The organism is Sphaerisporangium sp. TRM90804, from assembly GCF_029846175.1.
GTDB lineage: Bacteria > Actinomycetota > Actinomycetes > Streptosporangiales > Streptosporangiaceae > Sphaerisporangium.
On sequence record NZ_JARWAC010000003.1, the window covers coordinates 80,416 to 103,059 of the forward strand.

At 70.9% G+C, this 22,644-nt stretch carries 18 protein-coding genes; 3 read left to right on the top strand and 15 right to left on the bottom strand.

Features of this window, described 5'->3' with window-relative positions; all coding sequences use genetic code 11:
- Window position 1: 1 nt before the first annotated feature.
- From PYR91_RS03515 to PYR91_RS03530, 4 genes are all read right to left on the bottom strand, one after another.
- Window positions 2-499, bottom strand: coding sequence for a hypothetical protein (locus PYR91_RS03515; RefSeq protein ID WP_279777451.1), 498 nt, complete (start codon window positions 497-499; stop codon window positions 2-4).
- On the bottom strand, window positions 492-971 hold the full coding sequence (locus PYR91_RS03520; protein WP_279777452.1) for a hypothetical protein: 480 nt from the start codon (window positions 969-971) through the stop codon (window positions 492-494). The genes PYR91_RS03515 and PYR91_RS03520 overlap by 8 nt, the downstream gene beginning before the upstream one ends.
- Before the next feature lie 308 nt (window positions 972-1,279).
- Window positions 1,280-2,983 carry an acyl-CoA carboxylase subunit beta gene (locus tag PYR91_RS03525; protein ID WP_279777453.1) on the bottom strand — a complete coding sequence of 568 codons (1,704 nt, stop codon included), beginning with the start codon at window positions 2,981-2,983 and terminating at the stop codon, window positions 1,280-1,282.
- Between the two features lie 15 nt (window positions 2,984-2,998).
- Window positions 2,999-4,042: an NAD-dependent epimerase/dehydratase family protein gene (locus PYR91_RS03530; RefSeq protein WP_279777454.1), complete on the bottom strand. Its 1,044-nt coding sequence runs from the start codon at window positions 4,040-4,042 to the stop codon at window positions 2,999-3,001.
- Between the two features lie 410 nt (window positions 4,043-4,452).
- Here PYR91_RS03530 and PYR91_RS03535 point away from each other — a divergent pair, with 410 nt between their 5' ends.
- Window positions 4,453-4,779 (top strand): hypothetical protein, encoded by a 327-nt coding sequence (locus PYR91_RS03535; protein WP_279777455.1) that lies wholly within the window; start codon window positions 4,453-4,455, stop codon window positions 4,777-4,779.
- A 73-nt stretch (window positions 4,780-4,852) separates the two neighbouring features.
- Here the strand turns inward: PYR91_RS03535 and PYR91_RS03540 are convergent, their stop codons facing one another.
- Together PYR91_RS03540 and PYR91_RS03545 are read right to left on the bottom strand one after the other, a co-directional pair.
- Window positions 4,853-5,752 (bottom strand): hypothetical protein, encoded by a 900-nt coding sequence (locus PYR91_RS03540; RefSeq protein ID WP_279777456.1) that lies wholly within the window; start codon window positions 5,750-5,752, stop codon window positions 4,853-4,855.
- A gap of 219 nt (window positions 5,753-5,971) precedes the next feature.
- On the bottom strand, window positions 5,972-6,424 hold the full coding sequence (locus PYR91_RS03545) for a MarR family transcriptional regulator (protein ID WP_279777457.1): 453 nt from the start codon (window positions 6,422-6,424) through the stop codon (window positions 5,972-5,974).
- Between the two features lie 447 nt (window positions 6,425-6,871).
- Between PYR91_RS03545 and PYR91_RS03550 the strand changes: the two genes are divergently transcribed.
- The gene (locus PYR91_RS03550) at window positions 6,872-7,297 is read left to right on the top strand and encodes a MarR family transcriptional regulator (RefSeq protein ID WP_279777458.1); all 426 of its coding nucleotides are present in this window, start codon (window positions 6,872-6,874) and stop codon (window positions 7,295-7,297) included.
- 13 nt (window positions 7,298-7,310) lie between these two features.
- Here the strand turns inward: PYR91_RS03550 and PYR91_RS03555 are convergent, their stop codons facing one another.
- From PYR91_RS03555 to PYR91_RS03565, 3 genes are all read right to left on the bottom strand, one after another.
- Complete coding sequence (locus tag PYR91_RS03555) at window positions 7,311-8,348, bottom strand: hypothetical protein (RefSeq protein WP_279777459.1); 1,038 nt, start codon at window positions 8,346-8,348, stop codon at window positions 7,311-7,313.
- Window positions 8,349-8,878: 530 nt separating this feature from the next.
- Window positions 8,879-9,301, bottom strand: a complete 423-nt coding sequence (locus PYR91_RS03560; protein ID WP_279777460.1) for an SgcJ/EcaC family oxidoreductase — start codon at window positions 9,299-9,301, stop codon at window positions 8,879-8,881.
- Window positions 9,302-9,374: 73 nt separating this feature from the next.
- A complete protein-coding gene (locus PYR91_RS03565) occupies window positions 9,375-10,556 on the bottom strand; it encodes an acyl-CoA dehydrogenase family protein (RefSeq protein WP_279777461.1) in 1,182 nt (393 codons plus the stop codon).
- A 399-nt stretch (window positions 10,557-10,955) separates the two neighbouring features.
- Here PYR91_RS03565 and PYR91_RS03570 point away from each other — a divergent pair, with 399 nt between their 5' ends.
- Window positions 10,956-12,563, top strand: coding sequence for a 4-hydroxyphenylacetate 3-hydroxylase N-terminal domain-containing protein (locus PYR91_RS03570; protein ID WP_279777462.1), 1,608 nt, complete (start codon window positions 10,956-10,958; stop codon window positions 12,561-12,563).
- 381 nt (window positions 12,564-12,944) lie between these two features.
- Here PYR91_RS03570 and PYR91_RS03575 read toward each other — a convergent pair whose 3' ends face one another.
- The 6 genes from PYR91_RS03575 to PYR91_RS03600 form a co-directional block, all read right to left on the bottom strand.
- Entirely contained in the window at window positions 12,945-13,847 is a 903-nt protein-coding gene (locus PYR91_RS03575) for a phytanoyl-CoA dioxygenase family protein (RefSeq protein WP_279777463.1), read from the bottom strand.
- A gap of 91 nt (window positions 13,848-13,938) precedes the next feature.
- Window positions 13,939-14,214, bottom strand: coding sequence for a phosphopantetheine-binding protein (locus PYR91_RS03580; protein ID WP_279777464.1), 276 nt, complete (start codon window positions 14,212-14,214; stop codon window positions 13,939-13,941).
- A gap of 62 nt (window positions 14,215-14,276) precedes the next feature.
- Window positions 14,277-15,653, bottom strand: coding sequence for a condensation domain-containing protein (locus tag PYR91_RS03585; RefSeq protein WP_279777465.1), 1,377 nt, complete (start codon window positions 15,651-15,653; stop codon window positions 14,277-14,279).
- A 212-nt stretch (window positions 15,654-15,865) separates the two neighbouring features.
- Window positions 15,866-17,470, bottom strand: coding sequence for a tyrosine 2,3-aminomutase (gene cmdF / locus PYR91_RS03590; protein WP_279777466.1), 1,605 nt, complete (start codon window positions 17,468-17,470; stop codon window positions 15,866-15,868).
- Between the two features lie 5 nt (window positions 17,471-17,475).
- Entirely contained in the window at window positions 17,476-20,775 is a 3,300-nt protein-coding gene (locus PYR91_RS03595; RefSeq protein ID WP_279777467.1) for an amino acid adenylation domain-containing protein, read from the bottom strand.
- 85 nt (window positions 20,776-20,860) lie between these two features.
- A complete protein-coding gene (locus PYR91_RS03600) occupies window positions 20,861-22,270 on the bottom strand; it encodes an FAD-dependent monooxygenase (RefSeq protein WP_279777468.1) in 1,410 nt (469 codons plus the stop codon).
- Between the last annotated feature and the right edge of the window lie 374 nt (window positions 22,271-22,644).

Sequence of the window (22,644 nt, forward strand, 5' to 3'; positions counted from 1 at the left end):
CTCAGCCGCGCGGCGCGCTGTGCTCCGCCGCCCTGCGGGCGGCGGGGGCTCGGAGGAGCCGCAGCAGCGGGGGAACGTACAGGAAGCCCAGGACCGCCAGGCCGGCCAGGAGGATCAGGGCCGTGAAGACCCACTCGTTGGAGCCGCCAGGCCCGTAGACGTAGTTGGGGCGGCCGACGTCGAAGGCCAGCGTGCGCTGCCCCTCCCGGAGCATCTCGCGGTCGGCGCCGTAGAACGCGACGGCCGGCCGGTGGATCGTGCCGTCCTCGGAACGGAACTCGCCGTTCCAGGTGCAGCTCTCGTGCCCCGGGTGCTGGATGCAGGCCACCGACCGCGCGGTGAAGACGCCGGGCGAGCCGTCGGCGCGCGCCGCCCGCAGCACCGGGCCGACGTTGGGGACGACGATGGCCATCAGCGAGAGCGCGACGAGCGTCAGCGCCACGGTGAAGGCGGGGGAACGGCGGCGTCGCGGCCGCTCCCCCGCCGTCACGTCATACACCAGCGAGGACCGGGGCGCACGAGCAGCGCATCTTGGCGCGCTCGGCCGGGCGGGGCCGCAGGTGGTACACCATGGCGATCACCATGGGGATGAAGACGATGGCGTTGTAGAACAGGTGCAGCTCGACCCGCGGGATGAGCAGCTGCAGGATGCTCGTCGGGACCGGCTTGCCCGCCAGGTTGGCGCCCGCGAGCTTCTGGATCAGCAGGAGCAGGTGCTCGAAGTGGTGCCACACCTGGATGCCCAGCGAGATGTTCCACCACGTGCGCGACCGGCCGACGAAGCCCTTACGCAGGATGATCAGGCCGATCAGCATGACCAGCGCGTAACCGTAGTGCATCCACTCGGAGGTGACGAGCCACGGGAAGGGGATGCCCAGCACGCCGCGGGCCTCCGGGACGGTCATCCCGAGGACGTAGATCTGTACCGCCTGGGCCAGGTGCTCCGCCCAGTGGGCGATGACGATCACCATGAACGCCCCTAGCGCGGTCTTGTGATAGCGGCCGTTCAGGCCGGGTGCTTCGACTCCGCGTCCACTCGCCGACGACGCCTCGATGGCCATGCGCAACCCTCTCTCGACCCCTGCTGTTTCCTAAGCCAGCCCACTGCGCGGCGTACGGGCCTTCGCCGCCATCGGGTCGGCGATTCGCGGAACCGCGGTCCCATCGTCACTGAGCGACCCGGACGCACGCTTCTCTCACTGTGCTGACTTCAGTGGCGATTGTCACCCCCTACAAAGGAGGGGAATCCAGTTGTCGTTGGTGGAATGGGGCAATGCCTCTAAAGGGGTACATTTCCGTGCTTGCGCTGGGGTGCCGGCTTGCGCTTGTTGCGCAGCATCGCCAGCCCCCGGGCGACCGCGACCCGGGTCTGCACCGGGTCGATCACGTCGTCCACGAGCCCGCGCTCGGCCGCGTAGTGCGGGTGCACGAGCTGCTCGACGTACTCGGCGACGAGCTCGGCCCGCAGCGCGGCGGGGTCGGGGGCGGCGGCCAGCTCCCTGCGGAAGATGACGTTGACGGCGCCCTCCGCGCCCATCACGGCGATCTCGTTCGTGGGCCAGGCCAGCGACAGGTCGGTGCCGATGGTGCGCGAGTCCATCACGATGTACGCCCCGCCGTACGCCTTGCGCACGACGACGTGGATGCGTGGGACGGTGGCCTCGCAGTAGGCGTACAGCAGCTTGGCGCCGTGCCGGATGATGCCCGCGTACTCCTGGTCGGCGCCGGGCAGGAAGCCCGGGACGTCGATCATCGTCACCAGCGGGATGCTGAACGCGTCGCAGAACCGCACGAACCGGGCCGCCTTCTGGGACGCGTCGGCGTCCAGCACGCCCGCCAGCACCATGGGCTGGTTGCCGACCACGCCGACCACCTCGCCGTCGATCCTGGCGAGCACGCAGATCACGTTCGCCGCCCAGCCGGCGTGGATCTCCAGGTACTCCCCGTCGTCCACCAGCTCGGCCACGACCTGCCGCATGTCGTACGGCTTGTTGGGCTCGATCGGGACGATCTCGGCGAGCCTCGGCCGCACGTCGCTGGTCGCGTCGCAGGGCGGCTCGGCGGGCGGCAGGTCGAGGTTGTTGCTGGGCAGCATCGAGATGAGGTAGCGCACGTCCTCCAGGCAGCTCAGCTCGTCGTCGTGCACGAACGTGGCCACCCCGGACTTGCGGCCGTGGATGTCGGCCCCGCCGAGGTCGGCGTGGGAGATCTTCTGACCGCTGACCGCCTCGACGACGTCCGGCCCGGTCAGGTACATCTGGGCGGTGCCGCGCACCATGAAGGCGAAGTCGGCCAGGGCGACGGTGTAGGCCGCGCCGCCGGCGCAGGGGCCGAGCACGACGCTGATCTGCGGGATGACGCCGGAGGCCTGCACGCTGCGCTGGAAGATGCCGCCGTACCCGCTGAGCGCGACCACGCCCTCCTGGATGCGGGCGCCCCCGCTGTCGATCAGCCCGATCAGCGGGGAGCCGGTGGAGATCGCCAGATCCATCACCTTGTGGATCTTGGACGCGTGGGCGGCGCCGAGCGAGCCGCCCATCACCGTGAAGTCCTGGGCGTAGAGGAACACCCGGCGGCCGTCGATCGTGCCCGACCCGGTGACCACGCCGTCGGTGTAGGGGCGGTTCTCCTCCATGCGCATGCCGTGCGCCTGGTGGCGGCGGTACATGTCGAACTCGGTGAACGACCCCTCGTCCAGCAGCGCGTCGATGCGCTCGCGCGCGGTCCGCTTGCCGAGCGCGTGCTGCCGGTCGACCGACGCGCGGCGGCCCGCGACGATCGAGTCGCGCAGCCCGTCACGCTCCTCGCGCAGCGTCGCCATCGACCGCACCGGGCCCGCGGGCTCCTCGGTGGGACGACCGCGTGGCCCGTCCTTGCCCGGTCTGGGCACGGCGACCGGAACGAAGTCGATCTCCGGAGCGCCCGGGGGCGTCTCCTCCGTGGGGTGGTCGAGGCTCGGGCTTGTCGCGGTCCGCTCGCTCATTCGCGGCATCTCCCGTCAGTGCGCTGTTACAGACGACAGGGACGGCCGGGCACGACCCGCCTGGTGGGCGGACAGATGGCCGCTTTCGAGCAGCCAGCGCACCGTGTCCCCGAAGGTCTCGGCGAGCGGCCGCGGTTCGATTCCGTACGTACCGGCGTTCTCGGCCACCCGGGTGGCGCAGGCACAGGTGTAGATGGCCCCGTACTGGGCGGGGATGTCCCACGGCCACACCCGCTGGACGAGGTCGGCGAGCAGCCCGACGGGGATCATCGCGCGGGCGGGCAGCACGATGCCGGGCAGGGAGCGCCCGGTCACCTCGCGCAACTCCTGGACGAACCGCCGGATGGTCAGGTAGCGGTTCGGCCCGAAGTGGCGGTCGGGCCCGCCGCCGGGTGAGTCGACGATGCGCGCGTGCAGCGCCGCGGTGTCGCGCACGTCCCCGACGGGGAACCCGCCGAGCGGCCGGAACGGCATCAGGCCGCGCAGGATGTCGCGCACGCGGGTGGTCTGGTCGCCGAGGTTGGGGTCGTGCGGGCCGAGCAGGGCGGGCGGGTAGGTGATGACCACCGGCGCCCCCTCGTCCTGGTGGCGCCGGGCGACCCTCTCGGCGGCGGCCTTGGAGGCCATGTAGGTCTCCCTGGCGCGGCCGACGGGCGAGCCGGTGTGCAGCACCCGGCCCCGCGCCGGGAGCAGCGCCGCGACGCTGGAGACGTGGATCACCGTGCCGGCGCCGGCCAGCCGCGCCGCGCCGAGCACCAGCTCGGTCCCGCGCTCGTTGACCCGCCGCATCAGCTCGTGCCGCCTGCTGTCGAAGGAGTACACCGACGCGGCGTGCAGCACGGCGTCGGCGCCGCGGACGGCCCGGGTCACGGCGCCCTCGTCGGTGACGTCCCCGACCTCGAGGTCGACGGCGCCGGGTGGGACGGCGAACGGGGCCAGCGCGCGCTCCACCTTCGAGGCGTCCCGCACCAGCAGGCGGACCCGGTGGCCCATGTGCACGATCGCCGCGACTGAATGGGCGCCGACGAATCCGGTGCCGCCGGTCACACTCACCAGCATCAGACCATCTCCTCCAATTCACACCAGTCAAAAGCCTGCGGCTCCTCGCTGTCATCTCCGAGTGTGCTTCACCGGTGATCAGGCGCGACGGCGTCGGCGGGGAGGTGTCCATGGGGCGGCGGTGGCAGGAACAGGACATCCCGCGGCAGCTTGCTGACTTTCACATCCCTGGCCCGCGGCGGCGAAAAGGCGGAAAGTTGGTGATGCAGGAGAACGTCCACGACAAACGGAGAAGAGAACGACGAGAATGAGGAACCTCGGCATGCCGCCGGCCGCTTCCGGCGGGCCCTCGGGAGCGCGTGCGAGACCGCTGCCCAGCCGCGCTCAAAGCTGGAAGAAACAGGGCTTGAGCTGGAGAAACGCCTCACCTCGTGCGGCCGGAGCCGCAAGGGGGACGGAGGCCTGTCGCCATGCTTTTTGAATTGACACTGAGGAGGAGCAAGGGAGAGCTATCGATCAATTCGCCGGTCGACGGGATCAGGATATTGGCGCTGATGCCCGGGCGCTGGCGAAAGGATTTACGGCAGTCGACCGGTGACATCATCATCCGTGTTTATACCGATGACACGGTGACCAATGCACAGATTCGTGCGGAAGTGCGAGGTATTCTGACCAATCCCGAAGTCAGCCATTGGGAACTCGTGAGCTGTAACACCCTGACCGTCGGCGACCACACTCCGAAGCTGAACCAATGGGTGGCGTCACGACGACATGGACAGCGTGCCCAATGGAACTGAGCGGAAGCGGGCCGGCCCGGCCCGTGCGCGCGCCACCACGGCGGCCCGCGGCGGTCGCCGCGGGCGTCCGCCGTCAGATCCAGTTCTCCTCCTTGGCACGGAGCGCGGCCTGGAAACGGTTGACGGCGCCGAGCCGGGCCATGAGGTCGGCGACATAACGGCGGTAGGTACGCAGCGAGACGTCGATCTCGCGCGCCGCGATCTCGTCCTTGTCGGCGGTCGCCATCACCCTGAGCACCTTCTTCTCCAGCTCGGAGAGCAGGGGGGCGTTCTCGCTCGGCTGGGTGTACTCGTGGAAGTCGGTGGCGGCGTCCCACACGCCGTCGAAGTAGGTGACGAGCTGGGAGACCAGACCCGGCTCCCGCACGAGCAGCGCGCCGCGGGAGCTCTCCTTGGGATGGATCGGCACGATGGCCACGCTGCGGTCGAAGATCACCATACGGTCCATGGAGTCCTCGGTGATGTGGATCTGGCCGCCGAGCGCGGTCACGTCACGCAGGTACTGCACCATCAGCGGATCGTCGAGCGCCTTGGGGTGGTAGACGGCCTTGACCGCGAGCCCGCGGCGCAGGGACCGGGTGTCCAGCGGGAGCGCCGTCTCGATGGCGCCTCGCGACAGCGGCCCGCCGGGGTGCAGGCACAGCGTCTCCTTGTAACAGAAGAAGCCGAGGTCGTCGAGGCGCGCGCGCACGCGGTCGAGGCCCTCCACCCGCTCGATGTCGAGGTTGGAGCGGGTCTCCTCGCCGAGCTTCTGGTCCTCGACGAACATGCCGATGACGTCACGGGCGGCCAGGACGCGGCGGATCTCCGCGTTCAGCTCGTTGAGCCGCTGCTCGATGAGCCGTTCCACGCCGATGCGCGGTTCGGTGGCGGTGACCTTGTGGCGGTCCGACAGATCGAGAAGGGAGAGCCTGCCGAGGGTTTCGACGGCGGCCTCGATCGTGTCCTGGTCCATGCCGAGGGCCTGGCGCACGGCGTTGATGCCTTCTCCGCGATTGCGAAGAAAGTACCGATAGATATCAACCGCTTCGGGGGATATGCCGATGACCGAGACGTCTATGGCACACCTCCTGGCATGTCCCTCGCCCAGGGGTCGCCTCCTGGTGAGGCACCCCGCGCCCGGCTCACAGATATGCGTATTCACAAATTATCAGTGGCCGGATGGTTGGAACACCTTCCTATATGCTCCGCTTCACTCGCCGGCGAGCTTGGCGAGGATCCGGTTGAGGTGCGCGCGATCCTCGCTCGGCAGCCTGCCGATCACCCGCTCGTGCACCTCCGCCGTCACCGGATGCAGCACCTCGGCCAGCAGCGCGCGGCCCTGGGCGGTGAGCTCGACGGCGTAGGCCCGGCGGTCGGCCGGGGCGCGGGTGCGCTCGACCAGCCCGCGGTCCTCCAGCACGTCGATGATGTGCACCATGGTCGAGCGGTCGACGGCGAGCCGCCGCCCGATCTCCTGCTGGGAAAGCGGCCCGGCGGCCTCCAGCACACACAGCACGCCGTAGTCGCGCCAGCGCAGGTCGTCGCGCTTGAGTGCCTGCTCCAGCTCGACGGTGAGCTCGCGCGCGGCACCGTTGAGCAGCCAGCCGGTCGACTCGGCGAGCAGTCGCGGGGCAGGCGGGAGCTCCCGCCCGTCTTCACCCATGGCTTCGCCCTCTCTCAAGGCGCGGCCCTTGTCAGGCTCGGCCGTGGCCCTCCGCCGAGTCCGCGGCCACCACACCCACGATGCCACGGACGATGTCCCAGGTTGTACCGGCGTCACGGCCGTATCGGTGTTCGAACACGGGTCTCCTCCTACCCGAGGGAAGCGTGACGATGACCCCTCACCGGCCCCCTACTCCCCCTCACCTTCTTCATCAGCATCACAGACCATCAGCGTGCCTGTCAATCAGTGAAGCTGACGATTTATGTCACAGTGTTGCGTCACCCATGCCCGCGTGTGACACTCGTGTCCATCAATCGGCGTGCTTAACTTTGCGCATTTACCGCACTAAAACGACATGCGGCGCGTTAAGGGGATGATGTGAGCACTGAATCACCCAGTACCCATCTCCCCCCGCCGAACGGGGTCTCCAACGCCACAAGCCTGCTCATGAGCAAGGCGAACGACATGTTCGTCCAGATCCTGGAGTCGGCCGTGGAGCCGTTCGGGCTGCGCTCCAAGGACTTCATCGTGCTGACCGCCATCGACACGATGGGGCCGCAGTCGCAGCAGCAGCTCGCCAGCACGCACGGCATCGACCGCACCACCATGGTGAGCGTCGTCGACGGCCTCGAACGGCTCGGGCTGGTGCAGCGGGCGCGCAATCCCGACGACCGGCGCAAGTACGCCATCGGGCTCACCAGCGAGGGGCAGGCGCTGCTGCGCCACAAGGTCGCGCCGGCGATGCTGGACGCGCTGGACAACTTCCTCGCGCCGTTCTCCCCCGACGAGCGCGAGCTGTTCAACAAGCTCCTGTGGCGCCTGGTCTACGAGCGCGACTCCCCCGGCGAGGACGAGGCCGGCGAGCGGGCTTAGGCCACCGCGGCGGTCACGGCACCGGGCAGGGCAGCGTCGTGCCCGGCAGGATGGTGCGGTAGACGGCGGCGCCGGGGCACACGACCTTCACCGGCTCGTCCGCCGCGCCTGCCGCCACCAGCACCGGCTCGTGGCCGAACCGGCGGCAGGCGATGTCGGCCCAGCTCGGCGTCCACTCCCACCGGGCGGGCTCCTCCACCGCCGAGGGCTCGGCGTCCACGGCCGAGCGCTCCAGGTGGGCCAGGTAGTCCGACTCGCGGTGCCACACCGTGAGCCGGCGCAGCGAGTCGGCCGTCGGGAGCGTGGTCCACGGCTGGGCCCGCGCGGCGATCGCCCGCAGGAAGGCCTCGCCGACCGCGGCGCCCGCCGAGCGGGCGGCGGCCGTGGCGATGGTGGTGCCGTCACCGCTCACGCCCACCACGGCGATCGGGAAGCCCGGGCCGGGCAGGACGAAGGCCGCCACGCGCAGCCCGAGCAGCGTCACCTCCGGCACGACCCCGTCGGGGAGCAGGCGGGCGAGGTGGGCGGAGACCCGCAGCAGCGGCATGCGGGGATGCGACCACCAGCGGGTGACCACGTCGTGGGCCAGGAGGTCGGCGATGCCGCCGGAGGCGCCGTCGGGGCGGCCGTCCACCAGCCCCACCAGGGTCGGCTCCACGCGGGAGTCGCGCTCACCCGTCCAGACGACCTCGGCGGGCAGCAGGTAACGGTCCCCGCTCAGCAGGCCGACGCCGGAGACCCGCCCGCCGGTGTCGTCGGGCGGCTCGGGCATGAAGTCGGCCAGGTACAGCTCCCTGGCGCCGCCCAGCGGGCGCAGCTGCGTGCCGCCGTCGGCGATGAGGTGCAGGGCGTCGACGGCCGAGGCGCGCACCTCGGCGCGGGTGCGCGCGGCCTCGGCGGTGAAGCCGGCCGCGACGGTGACGACGCCCGAGGCCGGGCGCCGGGCGTACGCGAGGTGGACCGCGCCGCCCAGAGACTCGGCGATCCCCTCCAGCGGCACCGGGGACCACGGGGCCCCCACCTTCTGGAAGGTCTCAGGTGTGGGGGCCATCAGTCACTCCTCGCGACAGACCGGACCTGGGGAGGTCCCGTGGTGAAGCCCTTCGGGCCGCGGCCGCTCGCCGAAGGGGTCCGCCAACGGGCGGGGCCGCGAGCCGGCGTGCAGCGCCCGGGTCCTGTCGCGGTTCGCCGAAGGTGCTGACACACCATTAATGGAACACGCATGAGAAAGGGCCCGTCAACCAGGACGGGACCATTCAGCATTATCGAAGAAAAGCCCGCACCGCACGCCCGGGCGGGAAATCAGAAAACCGCTCCTCGTGATTCTTCGATATCCTCCGCCGTGGTCGGGCCGTACCGGCCGCCGTTCGCGGGGGGCGGCCGCGGCGGTGGCGGGAAAAGGGCGCGCGGGGGGGAAAGCGGCGGCGCCCGGCCGCCTTCGGGTGAATGCCGAAGACGGCCTGGCGTGTACCCCGCGTCCCGAAACCCCGGGCGCTCGGGTGCGGCCGCCAGGCCGTCGACGTCACGTTCCGGCGCGCGGCCCGCCGGAGCGCGTTCGTGGCCGATCCGCCGGGAGGGCGGTCAGGCGGCGCCGCGAGGGCTGTTCTGGTAGCCGGCGAGCTTCCACTCCCCGGCCTGCTTGACGACGACCCAGGTGGCGCGGATCGCGCGGTCGTCGGCCAGCTCGGACTGGCCGGGCGCCAGCACGCCGCCCTGCGTGATCACGATGGCGGAGTCGGAGGTGAGGAACCGCAGGTCCAGCGGCGTGCCGGTGACCTGGGTGCCCTTGTACGGGCCCTGGAAGGCACCCGCCATGAAGGCCTCGATCTCGTCGGCGCCCTTGCGGTAGAAGCCGGGAAGGATCATGGTCCCGTCCGCGGTGAAGACGTCCGCGAAGGCCTTCGCGTCGTGGTTGGCCCAGGCCGCGATGATGCGCGCCGGGACGCTGACCACAGCGGCCTTGTCGGCTTCGGTGATCTCGATGGTCGAGGTGGTTGTCGCCATGTGGGTCTCCCCTTCTCCTGAGCAGTCGTGCAGGAGATCGTGTGAAGGACGCGAACCGGACAGAAGGCCCGGATCAGATGTAGAGGGTGTTGGGCTCCTGGCCGCACAGGACGCGCCCGTACAGCTCGGCGTTGGTGTTCGGGTTCATCAGCGCGTGCAGGCTGACGGCCTGGATGTCCCGGGCGATCCGCTGGATCGGCACGTCGCTGTAGATGGACGAGCCGCCGCTGGCCGAGGCGAAGATGTCCACGGCCTCCTTGGCCAGCCGGACCACGGCGCCCATGTCGGCGCGTGCCCTGGCGCGCTCCTCCAGCGTCCACTCGCCCTCGCCGGCGGCGCGGGCGTCCACGAGGGTGGCCAGGCGGTTCCCGTGGAACTCGGCCTGGTCGAGCTTGATGCTGGCCTCGGCGACCTGGTGGTGCGTGATCGGCGCCTGGGCCTGGCTGTCGTAGCCGGTGTAGGTGATCTTGCGGTCGGGCAGGCGCTCCAGGAAGGTCTCCTTGGCGGCCCGGGCCATGCCGATGGTCGTACCGACCGACGAGGCCGAGGCGACCGGGAGCAGCGGCGCCCGGTAGATCGCGCTGCCGGCGTTCGCCTGCGAGGCGCCCTGGCCCATCAGCACCGCGGGCAGCGGCAGCACACGGGCGGAGGGGATGAACAGGTCCTGCGCGATCGTGCTGACGCTGCCGGTGCCCTTCAGGCCCGAGGTGTGCCAGTCGTCGACGATGTGCAGCTCGGAGATGGGGACCAGCGCGATGACCGGCATCGGCTGACCCTCCGGCGGCACCAGGACCGCGATGACCTCCTGCCAGTGCGCGTGGTGCGCACCGCTGATGAACGCCCACTTGCCGTTGACGACGATGCCGCCGTCCACGGGCGTGGCCATCGCCGAGGGGCTCAGCGTGCCGCAGATGCGCACGTCGGGGGTGGAGAAGACCTCGTCCTGCACCTCGTCGGGGAACTGGGACGCCATCCAGGTGGGAATGGTGTACACCGAGGCCACCCAGGAGGTGGAGCCGTCGCCCCTGCCCAGCTCGGAGGCCACCTCTACCAGGGTGCGGGTGTCGGACTCATAGCCGCCGTAGCGGAGCGGAACGCGGGTCCTGAAGATGCCGGCGTCGGCCAGGGCCTCTATCGACTCGTCGTGGATGCGCCGGTTCTCCTCCGACCACGCCGCGTTCTTCCGCAGAACGGGCACCAGCTCGGACGCCCGGCGGACGAGCTCTTCCCGCGTCGGAACATCGGTCGTCAGCACCATATCCTCCTAGAAACAAATCCACGGGAAATCGCGGAGCCGGCGAGCGCCGGATGACCGGAATACCCGGTCGGGGGCGTCATGGCGGTCCGCCGATGCCCACCATTCGACGGTCGCATCGGGCGCTGCGCACCGCATCTTCAAGAGTGCGAAGCCGCCTTCTCGCTGCGGGAGGGCCGCAACCTGAGAGATGCCGCCGACCTCGGCTGAATGTGACGATTGCGCAGAAGGCTTCCGATGCGCCCGCCCATCACCGCCGGCAGCGGGAGGTGTCGCCCACCCACCGCTTCCGGCTGCGGCCGTTGCCCGAGATTCTCCGCCGGCGTCGCGGACTTTTTCTTCGAGCGTCCCCCGGCGGACAGCCACGCTCGACAACTACCGATTCATCGAGGAGTTGAGGTGCGAGAAGAGGAAACCAGTCCGGTGACCGCCGATCGCGATTCGGCCATCGGCGTCGCCGAGGCGGAGCGGCCCAAGACCCGTCCGCTGACCGGCGACGAGTACATCGAGAGCCTGCGCGACGATCGCGAGGTCTACCTTTACGGCGAGCGGGTCAAGGACGTCACCTCGCACCCCGCGTTCCACAACCCCGTGCGCATGACGGCGCGGCTGTACAACGCCCTGCACGACCCGGAGAAGCGCGACATCCTCACCGCGCCGACCGACAGCGGCGGCGACGGCTACACCCACCGGTTCTTCACCACGCCCAAGAGCGTCGACGACCTGGTCGCCGACCAGCGCGCCATCGCCGAGTGGGCTCGCATGAGCTACGGGTGGATGGGCCGCAGCCCCGACTACAAGGCCGCGTTCCTCGGCACGCTGGGCGCCAACGCCGACTTCTACGAGCCCTTCTCCGACAACGCGCGGCGCTGGTACAAGGAGTCGCAGGAGAAGGTCCTGTACTGGAACCACGCGATCGTGCACCCGCCGGTCGACAGGAACCGGCCGCCGGACGAGGTCGCGGACGTCTTCGTCCACGTGGAGAAGGAGACCGACTCCGGTCTCATCGTGAGCGGCGCCAAGGTGGTGGCCACCGGCTCGGCGCTCACCCACTACAACTTCATCGCCCACTACGGCCTGCCCATCAAGGACAAGAAGTTCGCGCTCGTCGCGACGATCCCGATGAACGCCAAGGGCATGAAGCTCATCTGCCGCCCGTCCTACACCGCCACCTCCGCGGTGATGGGCAGCCCGTTCGACTACCCGCTCTCCTCGCGGCTGGACGAGAACGACACCATCCTGGTGCTCGACAAGGTCCTGATCCCGTGGGAGAACGTCTTCGTCTACGGCCACCTCGGCAAGGCGCTGCTGTTCACCGGACGGTCCGGCTTCTTCGAGCGGTTCACCTTCCACGGCTGCACCCGCCTGGCGGTCAAGCTGGAGTTCCTGGCCGGCCTGCTGATCAAGGCGACCGAGATCACCGGCACCAAGGACTTCCGCGGCGTGCAGACGCGCATCGGCGAGGTGCTGGCCTGGCGGAACATGTTCTGGGCCTTCTCCGACGCCGCCGCGCGCAACCCGGTGGAGTGGAAGGACGGCGCCCTGCTGCCCAACCCCGCCTACGGGCTGGCCTACCGCTGGTTCATGCAGACCGGCTACCCGCGCATCAAGGAGATCATCCAGCAGGACATCGCCAGCGGGCTGATCTACATCAACTCCAGCGCGGATGACTTCAAGAACCCCGAGATCCGCCCGTACCTCGACAAGTACGTGCGGGGCTCGGACGGCAGCGACTCGGTCCAGCGCATCAAGCTCATGAAGCTGCTCTGGGACGCGGTCGGCACCGAGTTCGGCGGCCGTCACGAGCTCTACGAGCGCAACTACGCCGGCAACCACGAGAACACCCGGGTCGAGCTGTACGCCGCCCAGATGACCAACGGGCAGGTCGACCAGTACAAGGCCTTCGTCGACGAGTGCATGAGCGAGTACGACCTGGACGGCTGGACGGTCCCGGACCTCAACTCGTTCGAGAACCTGCGCATCGGCAAGGGCAAGCTGAACCTCTGATCCCTCCTGCGAGCCCCCTCGGGAACCGCCGGCACCCCCCGCCGGCGGTTCCCTCTTCTGTGCCCGGGTCCGTCTGCCGGGAGCCCGGACAGGGAGCAGACCCGTCCGGAACGCCCGTCAGGGATGGGGACACGCACAGGACGCCCTCCCCGGGAGCACGCGGACAGGGAGCCGCATCACGGTGAGGCCTGGGGACACCGGCCGGGACGCCCGGCAAGCGGGACGACCGGCATGGAGCACCCGGGACGATCGGCATGGGCACCCGGCACGGGACCTCCGGCACGGACACCCGGCACGGGACCGCCGGCACGGGGCGCGGGCACGAGAAACGCCCACCGGTTCGGGGAACCGGTGGGCGTCGCGGTCTCGGCCGCGGTCGTTCTAGACGTCGGCGGTGACGGGCGCCTTGACGGGGGCCAGCACGCCGGGGATGCCGCCGAGGCCGGGGATCTCCCCGTCCTCCAGCAGGAGGTACGGGTCCTCCATCTCGTACCAGCCCAGGCCGGGCGGGCAGCGGTCGTAGCCGAGCAGCCGCCGCACCTCCTCGGGATAGGCCAGCACCGACTCCCTGGGCACCGCCAGGTACTGGTTCTCCTCCTGGCGGAGGTTGCCGAGGTCGAGCGCGAGCGTCATGCCGGTGCGCGGCGTGCTCGTGGTGTTGCGCCCGCCGCCGTGGTAGACGCCGCCCAGCCAGATCAGGCCGGAGCCGGCCGACATCACGGTGGGGAGGGCCTCGGATGCCTGCGGGGCGCGCTCGTCGTCCCAGTGGTGGCTTCCGGGGATCACCATGGTGCCGCCGTTCTCGGCGGTGAACTCGCTCATGGCGACCATGATCTGCACCCTGCTGGTGGCGCCGGGGTGGGTGCGCAGGTGCAGCGCGTCGTCACGGTGCAGGGGCTGCTTGCCCTGCCCCTCGTGGAGCTGGATGAGCTGGGTGCCGCTGATCTGGATGGTCGGGGTCATCTCGACCCGCGACTTGCCGATCCACATGGGCACCGGCTTCTGCATGATCTTGCGCGCCGGCCCCAGGTAGAGGGGGTGCGTCACGACCGGCGTCAGATGGGTCGTACGCGCGAACAGCGACGACACCCTGCGGGTGCGGGTGCCGTTGTACCAGTCCTCGCCATAGGCGCACGCGTCGAGGGCGGGCTGGAAGTCCGCCCACAGCGACGCCAGCGTGCCGGCGTCGACGAGATCCTCGACGATCACGCCTCCGTCACGCTCAAGGATCTCCACGACCTCGTCGAGGTCGGCGTCGGGCCTCACCCGGACCAGACCCGCCATTACGGACCACCTTCCTTCACGACGTTCCTCCAAACGGGCACGCCGCGTAACGACCGGCGCGCGTTCGCCGTGGACCACGGGTCCACGGCGGTCAGACCTTCGACGCGCTCTCGAGCTTGGACACGACCGTGCCGATGAAGGACGCCAGGTTCGGGTCGTCCTCGAAGATGTCGCCGACCTCGACCGTCACGCCGAACTCGGCCTCGACACGGGACGCGAGACGGTTGGCGGCGATGGACTCGCCGTTCAGCTCGAAGAAGGTGTCCTCCTCCTCGCCCGCGTTGACGCCGAGCACGTCCCTCCAGATCTCGGTCACCTTGGCCTCGATGGCCTCGACGCCGAGCCCCGCGATGTCGCCAGTACTCATTGGTAGTCCTCTCGCTTGCCGGGCAAGCCTTGTTGTCGGTTCACCCGTCACTCGCGGGTGGTTCAGCTCCAGTTCAAGGGGCTGTAGGGGGCCGTGACGGCACTCCGCAGCACCTCGTGGAACTCGGACGCCATGTCCTTGATGGTGTTCTCTTCGAAAAGGTTGCCGTTGAAGCCCAGCATCCCGACGATGTCCCCGGAGTGGTCGATCTCCAGGTGCCACATCGCCCCGTCGGGGATGTCCCCGCCGGCCGCCTGCGACAGGTGCCGCCTGCGGATCTCGGAGTACTCCAGGTCGCCGGCCGACTGGCGCGCCGCCAGCGGCGAGCGGAAGACCTGGAAGGCGCACACCGCGAGGTTGTCCTCGATGGAGGGGAGCATCAGCTCGGGCGCCTCCTGCAGGATGTTCGCGAACGGGATGTCGTGCGCGTAGGCGTCGATGCAGGTGGCGCGCGTGCGCTCGACCACCTCGCGGAACGACTCGCACCCCGAGAGGTCGATCCTGAGCGGGACGAAGTTGAAGAACGAGCCGACCGTGTCCTGGAAGCGCGCCTGGCCGCGGCCGGAGGTGAACGTCGGGACGACGATGTCGGTGGTCCCCGTGCGCTTGCGCAGCAGCGTGCAGTACGCGGCCAGCAGCACCATGAACGGTGAGCTGCGGGTGGTCCTGGCGATGCCCTGGACCGCGAAGGTGATCTCCGCGGGGATCCAGAAGCGGTGCCAGGAGGTCGTCTTGGGCAGGTTCGCCGACCGGGGGTGGTCGGTGGGCGTGCCGTAGATGCGCGCCCCGGCCAGCGACTCGCGCCAGAACGTCCGCGCCTCGGAGGCGGGGTCCTCGGCGGAGGTCGCGAGCTCCCAGCGCGTGTACTCCTGGTACTGCGGCACGTCGGGAAGGGGCGGGGCCTCGTGCCCGCTGCGCGCGGCGTACCGGGCGGCGAGGTCGCGCATGATGAGCCGCATGGACCACTCGTCGACGGCCGTGTGGTGGGCGATGAGCACGAGCACGGCGTCGTCGGCGCCGAAGCGTCCGAGGACGGCGCGCAGCAGCGGCAGCTCGGCCAGGCCGTACTCGCCCGACTCGACCTCCGAGAGCAGCTCCTCCGCGGCCACGTCGCGGTCCTGCGGAGCGACGTGGGTGAGGTCCTTGACCTGGAACTGCGGCGAGCTCGCCGGGCAGATCTTCTGGTAGCCGCCCTCGTCGTCACGCGTGATGATCGTGCGCAGCGTCTCGTGCCGCTCGACGACGTCGTCCAGCGCGCCGCGCAGGGCGTCGACCTGGACGGCGCCGAGCAGGCGCCAGCCGCAGATGATGTTGTACTTGGGGCCGAACGGCCCTTCTCCGTCGCCCTTGTCGAAGGCGAACAGGAATTGCTGATTGAAGGAGAGCGGAATCCGGTCTTCCACCCCGGTCGGCGCCTGCGGTGCCTCGATGATGCTCATTGTGGCCCCTATCATCCTTCCGGCCTGCATACGGGACGTCGGCACCCGGCGCGGGTGCGGAAGGTCTTCTCACGTATCAGAAACCAGAGCGGCCGCCCGGCTCGGAAATGTCGAGTTCGGCCATTTTGAATTACTCTAACCATGCCGAGCCGGGCGACCGTTCTTCTAAAATGCCGTGTTCGGCGGCCGGGCCGGCCGCGCGGTGGGCGGGGTCAGCGCAGCTCGATGTTCACGCTCTCGGCGGCCTGCAGGAAGTCACCGCGCGAGACCGCCGCGGCGACGAGCTCGATCTCGTCCGACAGGTAGCGGTCCTTGTCCAGGAACGGCACCAGCGAGCGCACGAGCTCGTAGGTCGCCTTGCTGGCCGGGCTGAGCCCGTCGTAGCGCCCGGACAGGTCGACCGCCTGCGCGGCGGCGAGGAACTCCACCGCGAGGATCTTGTTGTTGTTGCCCAGCACCCGGCGCGCGTTGCGGGCCGAGATCAGGCCCATGCTCACGACGTCCTGGTTGTCGCCGTTGGAGGGGACGCTCTGCGTGCTGGCCGGGCCGATGGTCCGGTTCTCGGCGACCAGCGCGGTCGCCGGGTACTGCGCGGGGGCGAAGCCGCTGTTCAGACCGGGGTCGCCGGCGACCAGGAACTCGGGCAGGCCGTCGCTGAGGTACCGGTTGAGCAGGCGGTTGGTGCGGCGCTCGGAGAACACGCCGAGCTGGGTGAGGGCGATGGTGACGTAGTCCATGGCGAACGCGACCGGCTGGCCGTGGAAGTTCGCGCCGTGGAAGATCTCCTGGCCCTCGAAGAACAGCGGGTTGTCGTTGGAGCTGTTCAGCTCGATCGTCACCGTGTTGCGAGCGTGGTACAGGGCGTCCCTGACCGCGCCCACGACCTGTGGGATGGCGCGCAGCGTGTACGCCTTCTGCAGGTAGACCTCGGTGCGCGACACACCGTCGTCCGAGCGCTGCTCGGCGGCCTGCCGGCGCAGGTCGGCGTGGTCCACCGCGAGCTGGGTGCCCTGCATGAGCGCGCGCATGTTGGCGGCGGTGTCCATCTGGCCCTGGTGGGGGCGGGCGAGGTCGCTGCCCTCGGCGAGGAAGGGGCTCTTGGAGCCGCGCAGTGTCTCGACGACCAGCGCGGTCACCAGCTCGGCCTGCCGCACCTGGTTGAGCGCGCGGCCGATGACCAGGGAACCCAGACCGGTCATGCCGGAGGTCCCGTTGATCATCGACAGGCCCTCCTTGAAGCGGAGCTGCAGCGGCTCGATGCCGTGCTCCCGCAGGACGGCGCCGGTCTCGGCGCGCTTGCCGTCCTTCAGGACGTAGCCCTCGCCGATGACGGTGACCGCGATGTGGGCCAGCGTGGCGAGGTCACCGCTCGCGCCGAGCGAGCCGATCTCCGGGATGGCCGGGGTGATCCCCAGGTTGAGGTAGAGCGCCAGGCGCTCCAGCAGCTCGGGGCGGACGGCCGAGTAGCCCCGGGCGAGGGCGTTGACGCGGGCGACCAGGATGGCCCTGGCCTCGTCCTCGGCGAACAGGGGGCCGACGCCTGCGCTGTGGCTGCGGACCAGGTTGGTCTGCAGTTCCACCTCCTTGGAGGTGTCCACGAGCATGTAGATCATCTCACCGTAGCCCGTGGTCACGCCGTAGACGGGAATGCCCTCGCGCACGGTGTCCTCGAACATGCGCCTGCTGTTGGCGGCCCTGGCCAGAGCGGCCGGGGCGACGCTGCACGGCGCCCAGTCCTCGGCGACCCGCCTGACGCCGGCGATGTCCAGGCTCTCACCGTCGAAGTCGACTGACAGTTCGGTCTCGACCAGAGTCACGTTTCTCACCTCGTGGTTGGGGTTACTGCATCTGTCGGTATGGCTTGGGACTCGATGAGCGTGGAGAGACCGCTCAGCGTGGGGTCGGCGAAGAACGCCCTGATCGACACCGCGACGCCGAAGCGGTCGCGAATACGGTCGAGCAGCAGAGGGATGAGCAGGGAGTGGCCGCCGGTCGAGAAGAAGGAGGCGTCGGCGTCCGACGCGCCCGGGCCCATGAGCCGGGTCCAGATCTCGGCCATGTCCTGCTCCACCGGTGTGCGCACCGTCCTGGCGGCGCGGGCGCGCGACGCGGGCGGGACCGGCAGCGCGCGCCGGTCGACCTTGCCGCCGACGTTGCGCGGCAGCTCCTCCAGGACCTTGAACGAGACGGGCAGCATCCCCTTGCCGAACCGGCGGCGCAGGGCGGCGCGCCAGGCGTCCGGGGTGGCCTGCTGCTCCGCCCCGTCCGGCGCGGGCCGGGGGACGACGAAGGCCACGAGGCGGATGACGAGCCCGTCGCGGTCGGCGACGGCGACGACGGCGCATTCGGCGACCGACTCGTGGGCGGCGAGCGCCGCCTCGATGTCGGTCAGCTCGACCCTGCTGCCGTTGAACTTGATCTGGAAGTCCCGGCGCCCGCCGAACTCCAGCAGCCCGTCCCACCGTCTGCGGCCCATGTCGCCGGTGCGGTAGGTGCGGTGCTCCTCGCCGAAGCCCGGCAGCGGCCGGAACGGCGCGGTGTCGACGGCCGCGGCCCCGACGTAGCCGGGCGTGATGTGCGGGCCGCGGATGACGAGCTGCCCGGGCACGCCGGCCGGGCAGGGCCGGTCGTGCTCGTCGACCACCAGCACCTGACGGCCGGGGATGGGCCTGCCGACCGGCACCGTCCCGTACACCGGGGCCGCGACGTCGTGCCAGGTCGCCAGGATCGACTCGGTGGGGCCGTACAGGTTGACCAGCCGGGCCGAGGGCAGCGCCGTGCGCAGGCCGTTGGCCAGCTCTCCGGGCAGCGGCTCGCCGGCCAGCAGCAGGTGGCCGAGCGCGTCCAGCTCCTCGGCCGATCCGCGGGCCTCGACCACGCCGAGGAGCTGGCGGGCGAAGCTGGGCACGGTCTGGAAGTGGGTGATCCGCTCGGCCGCCAGCCAGTCGGCCATGCGCTCGGGGTTGGCGCGGACGCGGTCGGGCACCGGGAGCAGGGTCGCGCCGGCGACGAGCGCCGCGAAGATCTCGACCAGGCTCGCGTCGTACCCGGGCGCCGCCCACTGGGCCACGCGCGAGTCGCGGCCGATGCAGAACTCGGCGCCGAACCAGGTGACGAACTGCGCCAGGCTGCCGTGGGTCTGGGCGATGCCCTTGGGCCGGCCGGTGGAGCCGGAGGTGTAGGCGACGTAGGCGCGCTCGGCCGGGCCGCGGTGCGCCGGGGCGGGCGGCGGACCGTCGTCGGGGTCCAGGAGCGCGATGTCCAGGATGCGGCCGTGCAGCTCCTCGCGGTACCACCGGGCCAGCTCGTCGCCCTCGGCGTCCCCGTCCAGCACCAGCCAGGCGGGCCGCACGTCGTCCAGGATGATCTTCCCGCGCTCGCCGGCGTCGCCGGTGCCCAGGCAGACCAGGTGCGCCCCGGCGTCCAGCACCCCGATCAGGGTGGCGACCTGGCGCGGCCCCTGCGACATGCGCACGGCCACCGGCAGGCCCTCGACGCCGCCGCCGGCGCGCAGCGCGCGGGTGACCGCCTTGGCCCGGCGCTCGACGTCGCGGTAGGAGGTGACGCCGCCGTCCCAGACCACCGCGGCGGCGGCGGGACGCTCGCGTGCGCGCAGGTGCACCAGCTCGTGGACCGGCGGCTCGCCCGTGGTCGCCTCGCCGATCAGGTCGGCCTCGCGGACGGCCGCGGCCACGCGGTCCTCGTTCTCCAGCGGCAGGGCGTCCACCGGCAGGCCGGGGTCGCGCAGCCCGGCGGCGAGCAGCGTGTGGAGCTGGGCGAGGATCTGGCGGGCGGACGCCTGGTCGAACAGCGAGGCGCGGTACTCCAGCGCCCCGGCGACCGACGGCGACACCCGGTCGACGCGCAGGGTGAGGTCGGCGACGGCGGGGCCGCCGGCCGCCTCCAGGCGCCGGACCGCGACCCGGGGCAGCCGCAGCTCCGGCTCGGGCGCGTCGCGGTAGACGAACAGCACGTCGCTCAGCGGGATCCTGTCGGGGTCCCGGTCGGGGTTGAGCGCCCGCACCAGCTCGTCGAAGGGAAGCTCGCGATGCTCGGCCGCGGCCCGCGCCGCGCCGTCGACCCTGCCGACCAGCTCGCGGAAGGAGGGCAGCCCCGACAGGTCGCCGGGGAGCACGATCTGGTTGCCGAAGCAGCCGATGAGGCCCTCGAACCCGGCCTCGGGGCGCGCCGTCACCGGGACGCCCACCGCCGCGCGGTCCTCGCCGCCGTAACGGTGCAGCAGCGTGTGGAAGGCGGCGAGCAGGACGGCGAACGGGGTGGCGCCGGTGTCCCGGCACAGCGCGCCGACCCCGCGGGTGATCTCCTCGCCCCAGTCGAAGCGCAGCGCGCCTCCGAGCGGGGAGGGCCCGGCGGGACGCGCGCGGTCGGCCGGGAGCGGCGGGGTGGCGGGCAGCGGCGTCAGCGCCGAGATCCACCAGCCGAGCAGGTCCCGGAACTCCGGGGTGGCCGCGTGCTCGCGCTGCCTCGCGGCGAAGTCGGCGTACTGAAGGGTGAGGGGTGGCAGCGCCTCCGCGAGCGGACGGCCGCCGACGGCCGCGGCGTACAGGGCGGAGATCTCCTCCACCAGGATGGCGACCGAGCCGTCGTCGGCGACCGCCTGGTGCAGGACGAACGCGACGACGTGCCGCGAGGCGCCGAGCCGGGCGACGCCGAGCCGGGCGAGCGGGCCGGCGGCGAGGTCGAACGGCGCCGAGGCCAGCTCGGCGCACCACCGGCGGGCCGCCGCCTCCGGGCCGGCCGCGGCCGCGGGCCCCGCGTCCGGGCCCGGCGCGTCCAGATGGGGATAGGACGCTCCGAGGTCGGCGAACGAGGTGGCCAGGTCGGCGAACGTGGGGACGGCCTCGTGCCCGGCGATCTCCTGGACCGGGCGGCCGGCGTCCTCGACCAGGGTGGTGCGCAGGATCTCGTGCCGGCGCACGACCTCGCGCCACGCGGCGCCGAGCGCCCCGAGGTCGAGGTCGCCGGTGACCAGGTACGCCCTGGTCACCGTGTGCGCCGGCGCACCGGGGACCAGCCTGTCCAGGAACCACGCCGCGTCCTGCGCGCGGGATGTCGCGGCTCGCCGGGGGCCGGGCCCACGGGTACGAGATGCCTCAGTCACTCATGTTCCCTTCCGGGTTCGGCGAGCTTCGCTGGCGGGCCCGGGGGTCCCGCGCCGTCGCGCGACGCGCGGGACCCCCGGACGCTCAAGCGGTGGGAACCCGGGTGGGCTCCGCCGCCGGCTGGACGTTCTGGCCGCGGAACGGGATCGCCGTGTGCTTGGACAGGCCGAGCAGGGCCAGCGCGACACGGAGCACGTACTTCGGCTTCATGAGCGTGCTGGGGTGCTCGACCTGGCCGGCGACCCGCATGTAGCCGGCCGTCACCCGGCTGTCCTTGGAGGCGGCGGTCTGGACCAGCGCCATGATGGTCTGCTCGACCTTCAGGCTCAGCGGGCGGTCGCCCTCGACCCCGGGGAAGGAGAGGTCCGCGGCGTTGGTCACGGCCCACGGGGGGTCGATGACGTTGCGGGCCAGGTCCTTGAAGTAGTCCAGCGGCACCGGGGCCGCGCCGCTGTGCAGGTGCTCGCGGATGGTGAGCGCCGACAGCGCCGCGACGGTCATGCCGCCGGCGTAGATCGGGTTGAAGGTGGTGACGGCGTCGCCGACCACCAGCAGGCCGTCGGGGAAGCGGTCCATGTCCTCGTAGCGACGGCGCAGCGTCGTCGGGAAGCGGAACGCCACCGGCTCGTCCAGCGGCTCGGCCTGGATGACCGCGTCGTAGATCTCGGGGATGCCGAGGCTCTTGACGAACTCGTACAGGCCGGCCTGGTCGGTGGGCGGGTGGTCGCCGAGGACGCCGTAGACCGTCATCTCGACGCGCGTGCCGTCGGTCCGGCTGAAGATGACGCCGCGGGGGTTCTTCGCCCAGGCGATGCCGTTGATGGACAGGTCGCCGTCGAAGGGGTCGGTACGCAGCCGGTAGTGCTGGGTGACGTAGCCGAGCCCGATCTTCTTGCGCTCCTCCTTGACCCGGGGGTAGCCGAGGTCCTCCAGCCAGACCGGGGTGCGCGAGCCGCGGCCGCTGGCGTCGACGACCAGGTCGGCGTCCAGGGTCTCCTCGACGCCCTCGCCGAGCTGGTTCTGCACGCGGACACCGGTCACCTTGCTGCGGTCCGGGCTCGTGGTGAGGCCGAGGATGTCGTGCCGCTCCAGGAAGGTCACGTTGCCGAGGGCCTGCGTGCGGTTGCGCACGTGGTACTCCAGCATCGGACGGCTGGCGCCGACGCAGAGCATGTCGGCGTTCTGCTGCTTGAGCCGCCGGCCGCGGGCGTACCAGCGCACGGTGCCGGCCAGGTCGCCGTCCGGCACGCCGTCGGCGAACAGCTCGGCCGTGATGCCCGGGTACATGCTCTCGACCGCCCGCTGACCCCGGGTCAGCAAGCCGCTGATGTGGCGTCCCTGCGGGCAGCCGCGCCGCGGCTCGCTCACCCCGACAAGCAGGTCGCGGTCGACTACGACGACTTCGTCGTAGGCGTCGGCCAGCACCCTGGCCGCGAACAGCCCGCCAAGGCTTCCACCGAGCACCACCGCTCGGGTATTGGCGTCCTTACCCATGGGTCATCTCCTCGAATTTCCGTGATCTGAACAGGCTTCGTCTGTGTGGCCGTCGGTACCGGGCATGCGCCGGCCTTGGCCTGCGGCCGCGCGGAGAAGCCGCCGCGGCGCGGACGGATTTCTCACGCCTCCGCGGAGACACGCCGGTCGTGCCGCGCCCGCCTCCCGCCGGCGTCCGGCGACGGCGTCGTCACCGTGCCCATGGATGGCGGCTCGCGGGTGGGGGGTCGGTGGAAAACGTGTATTGTCACCTCAGCGGCGGGAGTGATCCGGTCCGCGCGCCGAGTGTGGGCGATGGACTGCCCGCGTCGTTCCCGTCCGGCTTATACGGTTGGCCGGTCGCGACGCCGGCTCCGGGCACGAGGCATGGCAGG

Excerpts from the sequence above, each read along its gene's own strand:
- PYR91_RS03555 (WP_279777459.1), bottom strand. The coding sequence starts at position 8,348 with ATGGCCCCCACACCTGAGACCTTCCAGAAGGTGGGGGCCCCGTGGTCC.
- PYR91_RS03575 (WP_279777463.1), bottom strand. The coding sequence starts at position 13,847 with ATGGCGGGTCTGGTCCGGGTGAGGCCCGACGCCGACCTCGACGAGGTC.
- PYR91_RS03535 (WP_279777455.1), top strand. The coding sequence starts at position 4,453 with ATGCTTTTTGAATTGACACTGAGGAGGAGCAAGGGAGAGCTATCGATC.
- PYR91_RS03585 (WP_279777465.1), bottom strand. The coding sequence starts at position 15,653 with ATGAGCATCATCGAGGCACCGCAGGCGCCGACCGGGGTGGAAGACCGG.
- PYR91_RS03520 (WP_279777452.1), bottom strand. The coding sequence starts at position 971 with ATGGTGATCGTCATCGCCCACTGGGCGGAGCACCTGGCCCAGGCGGTA.
- PYR91_RS03560 (WP_279777460.1), bottom strand. The coding sequence starts at position 9,301 with ATGGCGACAACCACCTCGACCATCGAGATCACCGAAGCCGACAAGGCC.
- PYR91_RS03580 (WP_279777464.1), bottom strand. The coding sequence starts at position 14,214 with ATGAGTACTGGCGACATCGCGGGGCTCGGCGTCGAGGCCATCGAGGCC.
- PYR91_RS03550 (WP_279777458.1), top strand. The coding sequence starts at position 6,872 with ATGAGCAAGGCGAACGACATGTTCGTCCAGATCCTGGAGTCGGCCGTG.
- PYR91_RS03545 (WP_279777457.1), bottom strand. The coding sequence starts at position 6,424 with ATGGGTGAAGACGGGCGGGAGCTCCCGCCTGCCCCGCGACTGCTCGCC.
- PYR91_RS03525 (WP_279777453.1), bottom strand. The coding sequence starts at position 2,983 with ATGAGCGAGCGGACCGCGACAAGCCCGAGCCTCGACCACCCCACGGAG.
- PYR91_RS03530 (WP_279777454.1), bottom strand. The coding sequence starts at position 4,042 with ATGCTGGTGAGTGTGACCGGCGGCACCGGATTCGTCGGCGCCCATTCA.
- PYR91_RS03600 (WP_279777468.1), bottom strand. The coding sequence starts at position 22,270 with ATGGGTAAGGACGCCAATACCCGAGCGGTGGTGCTCGGTGGAAGCCTT.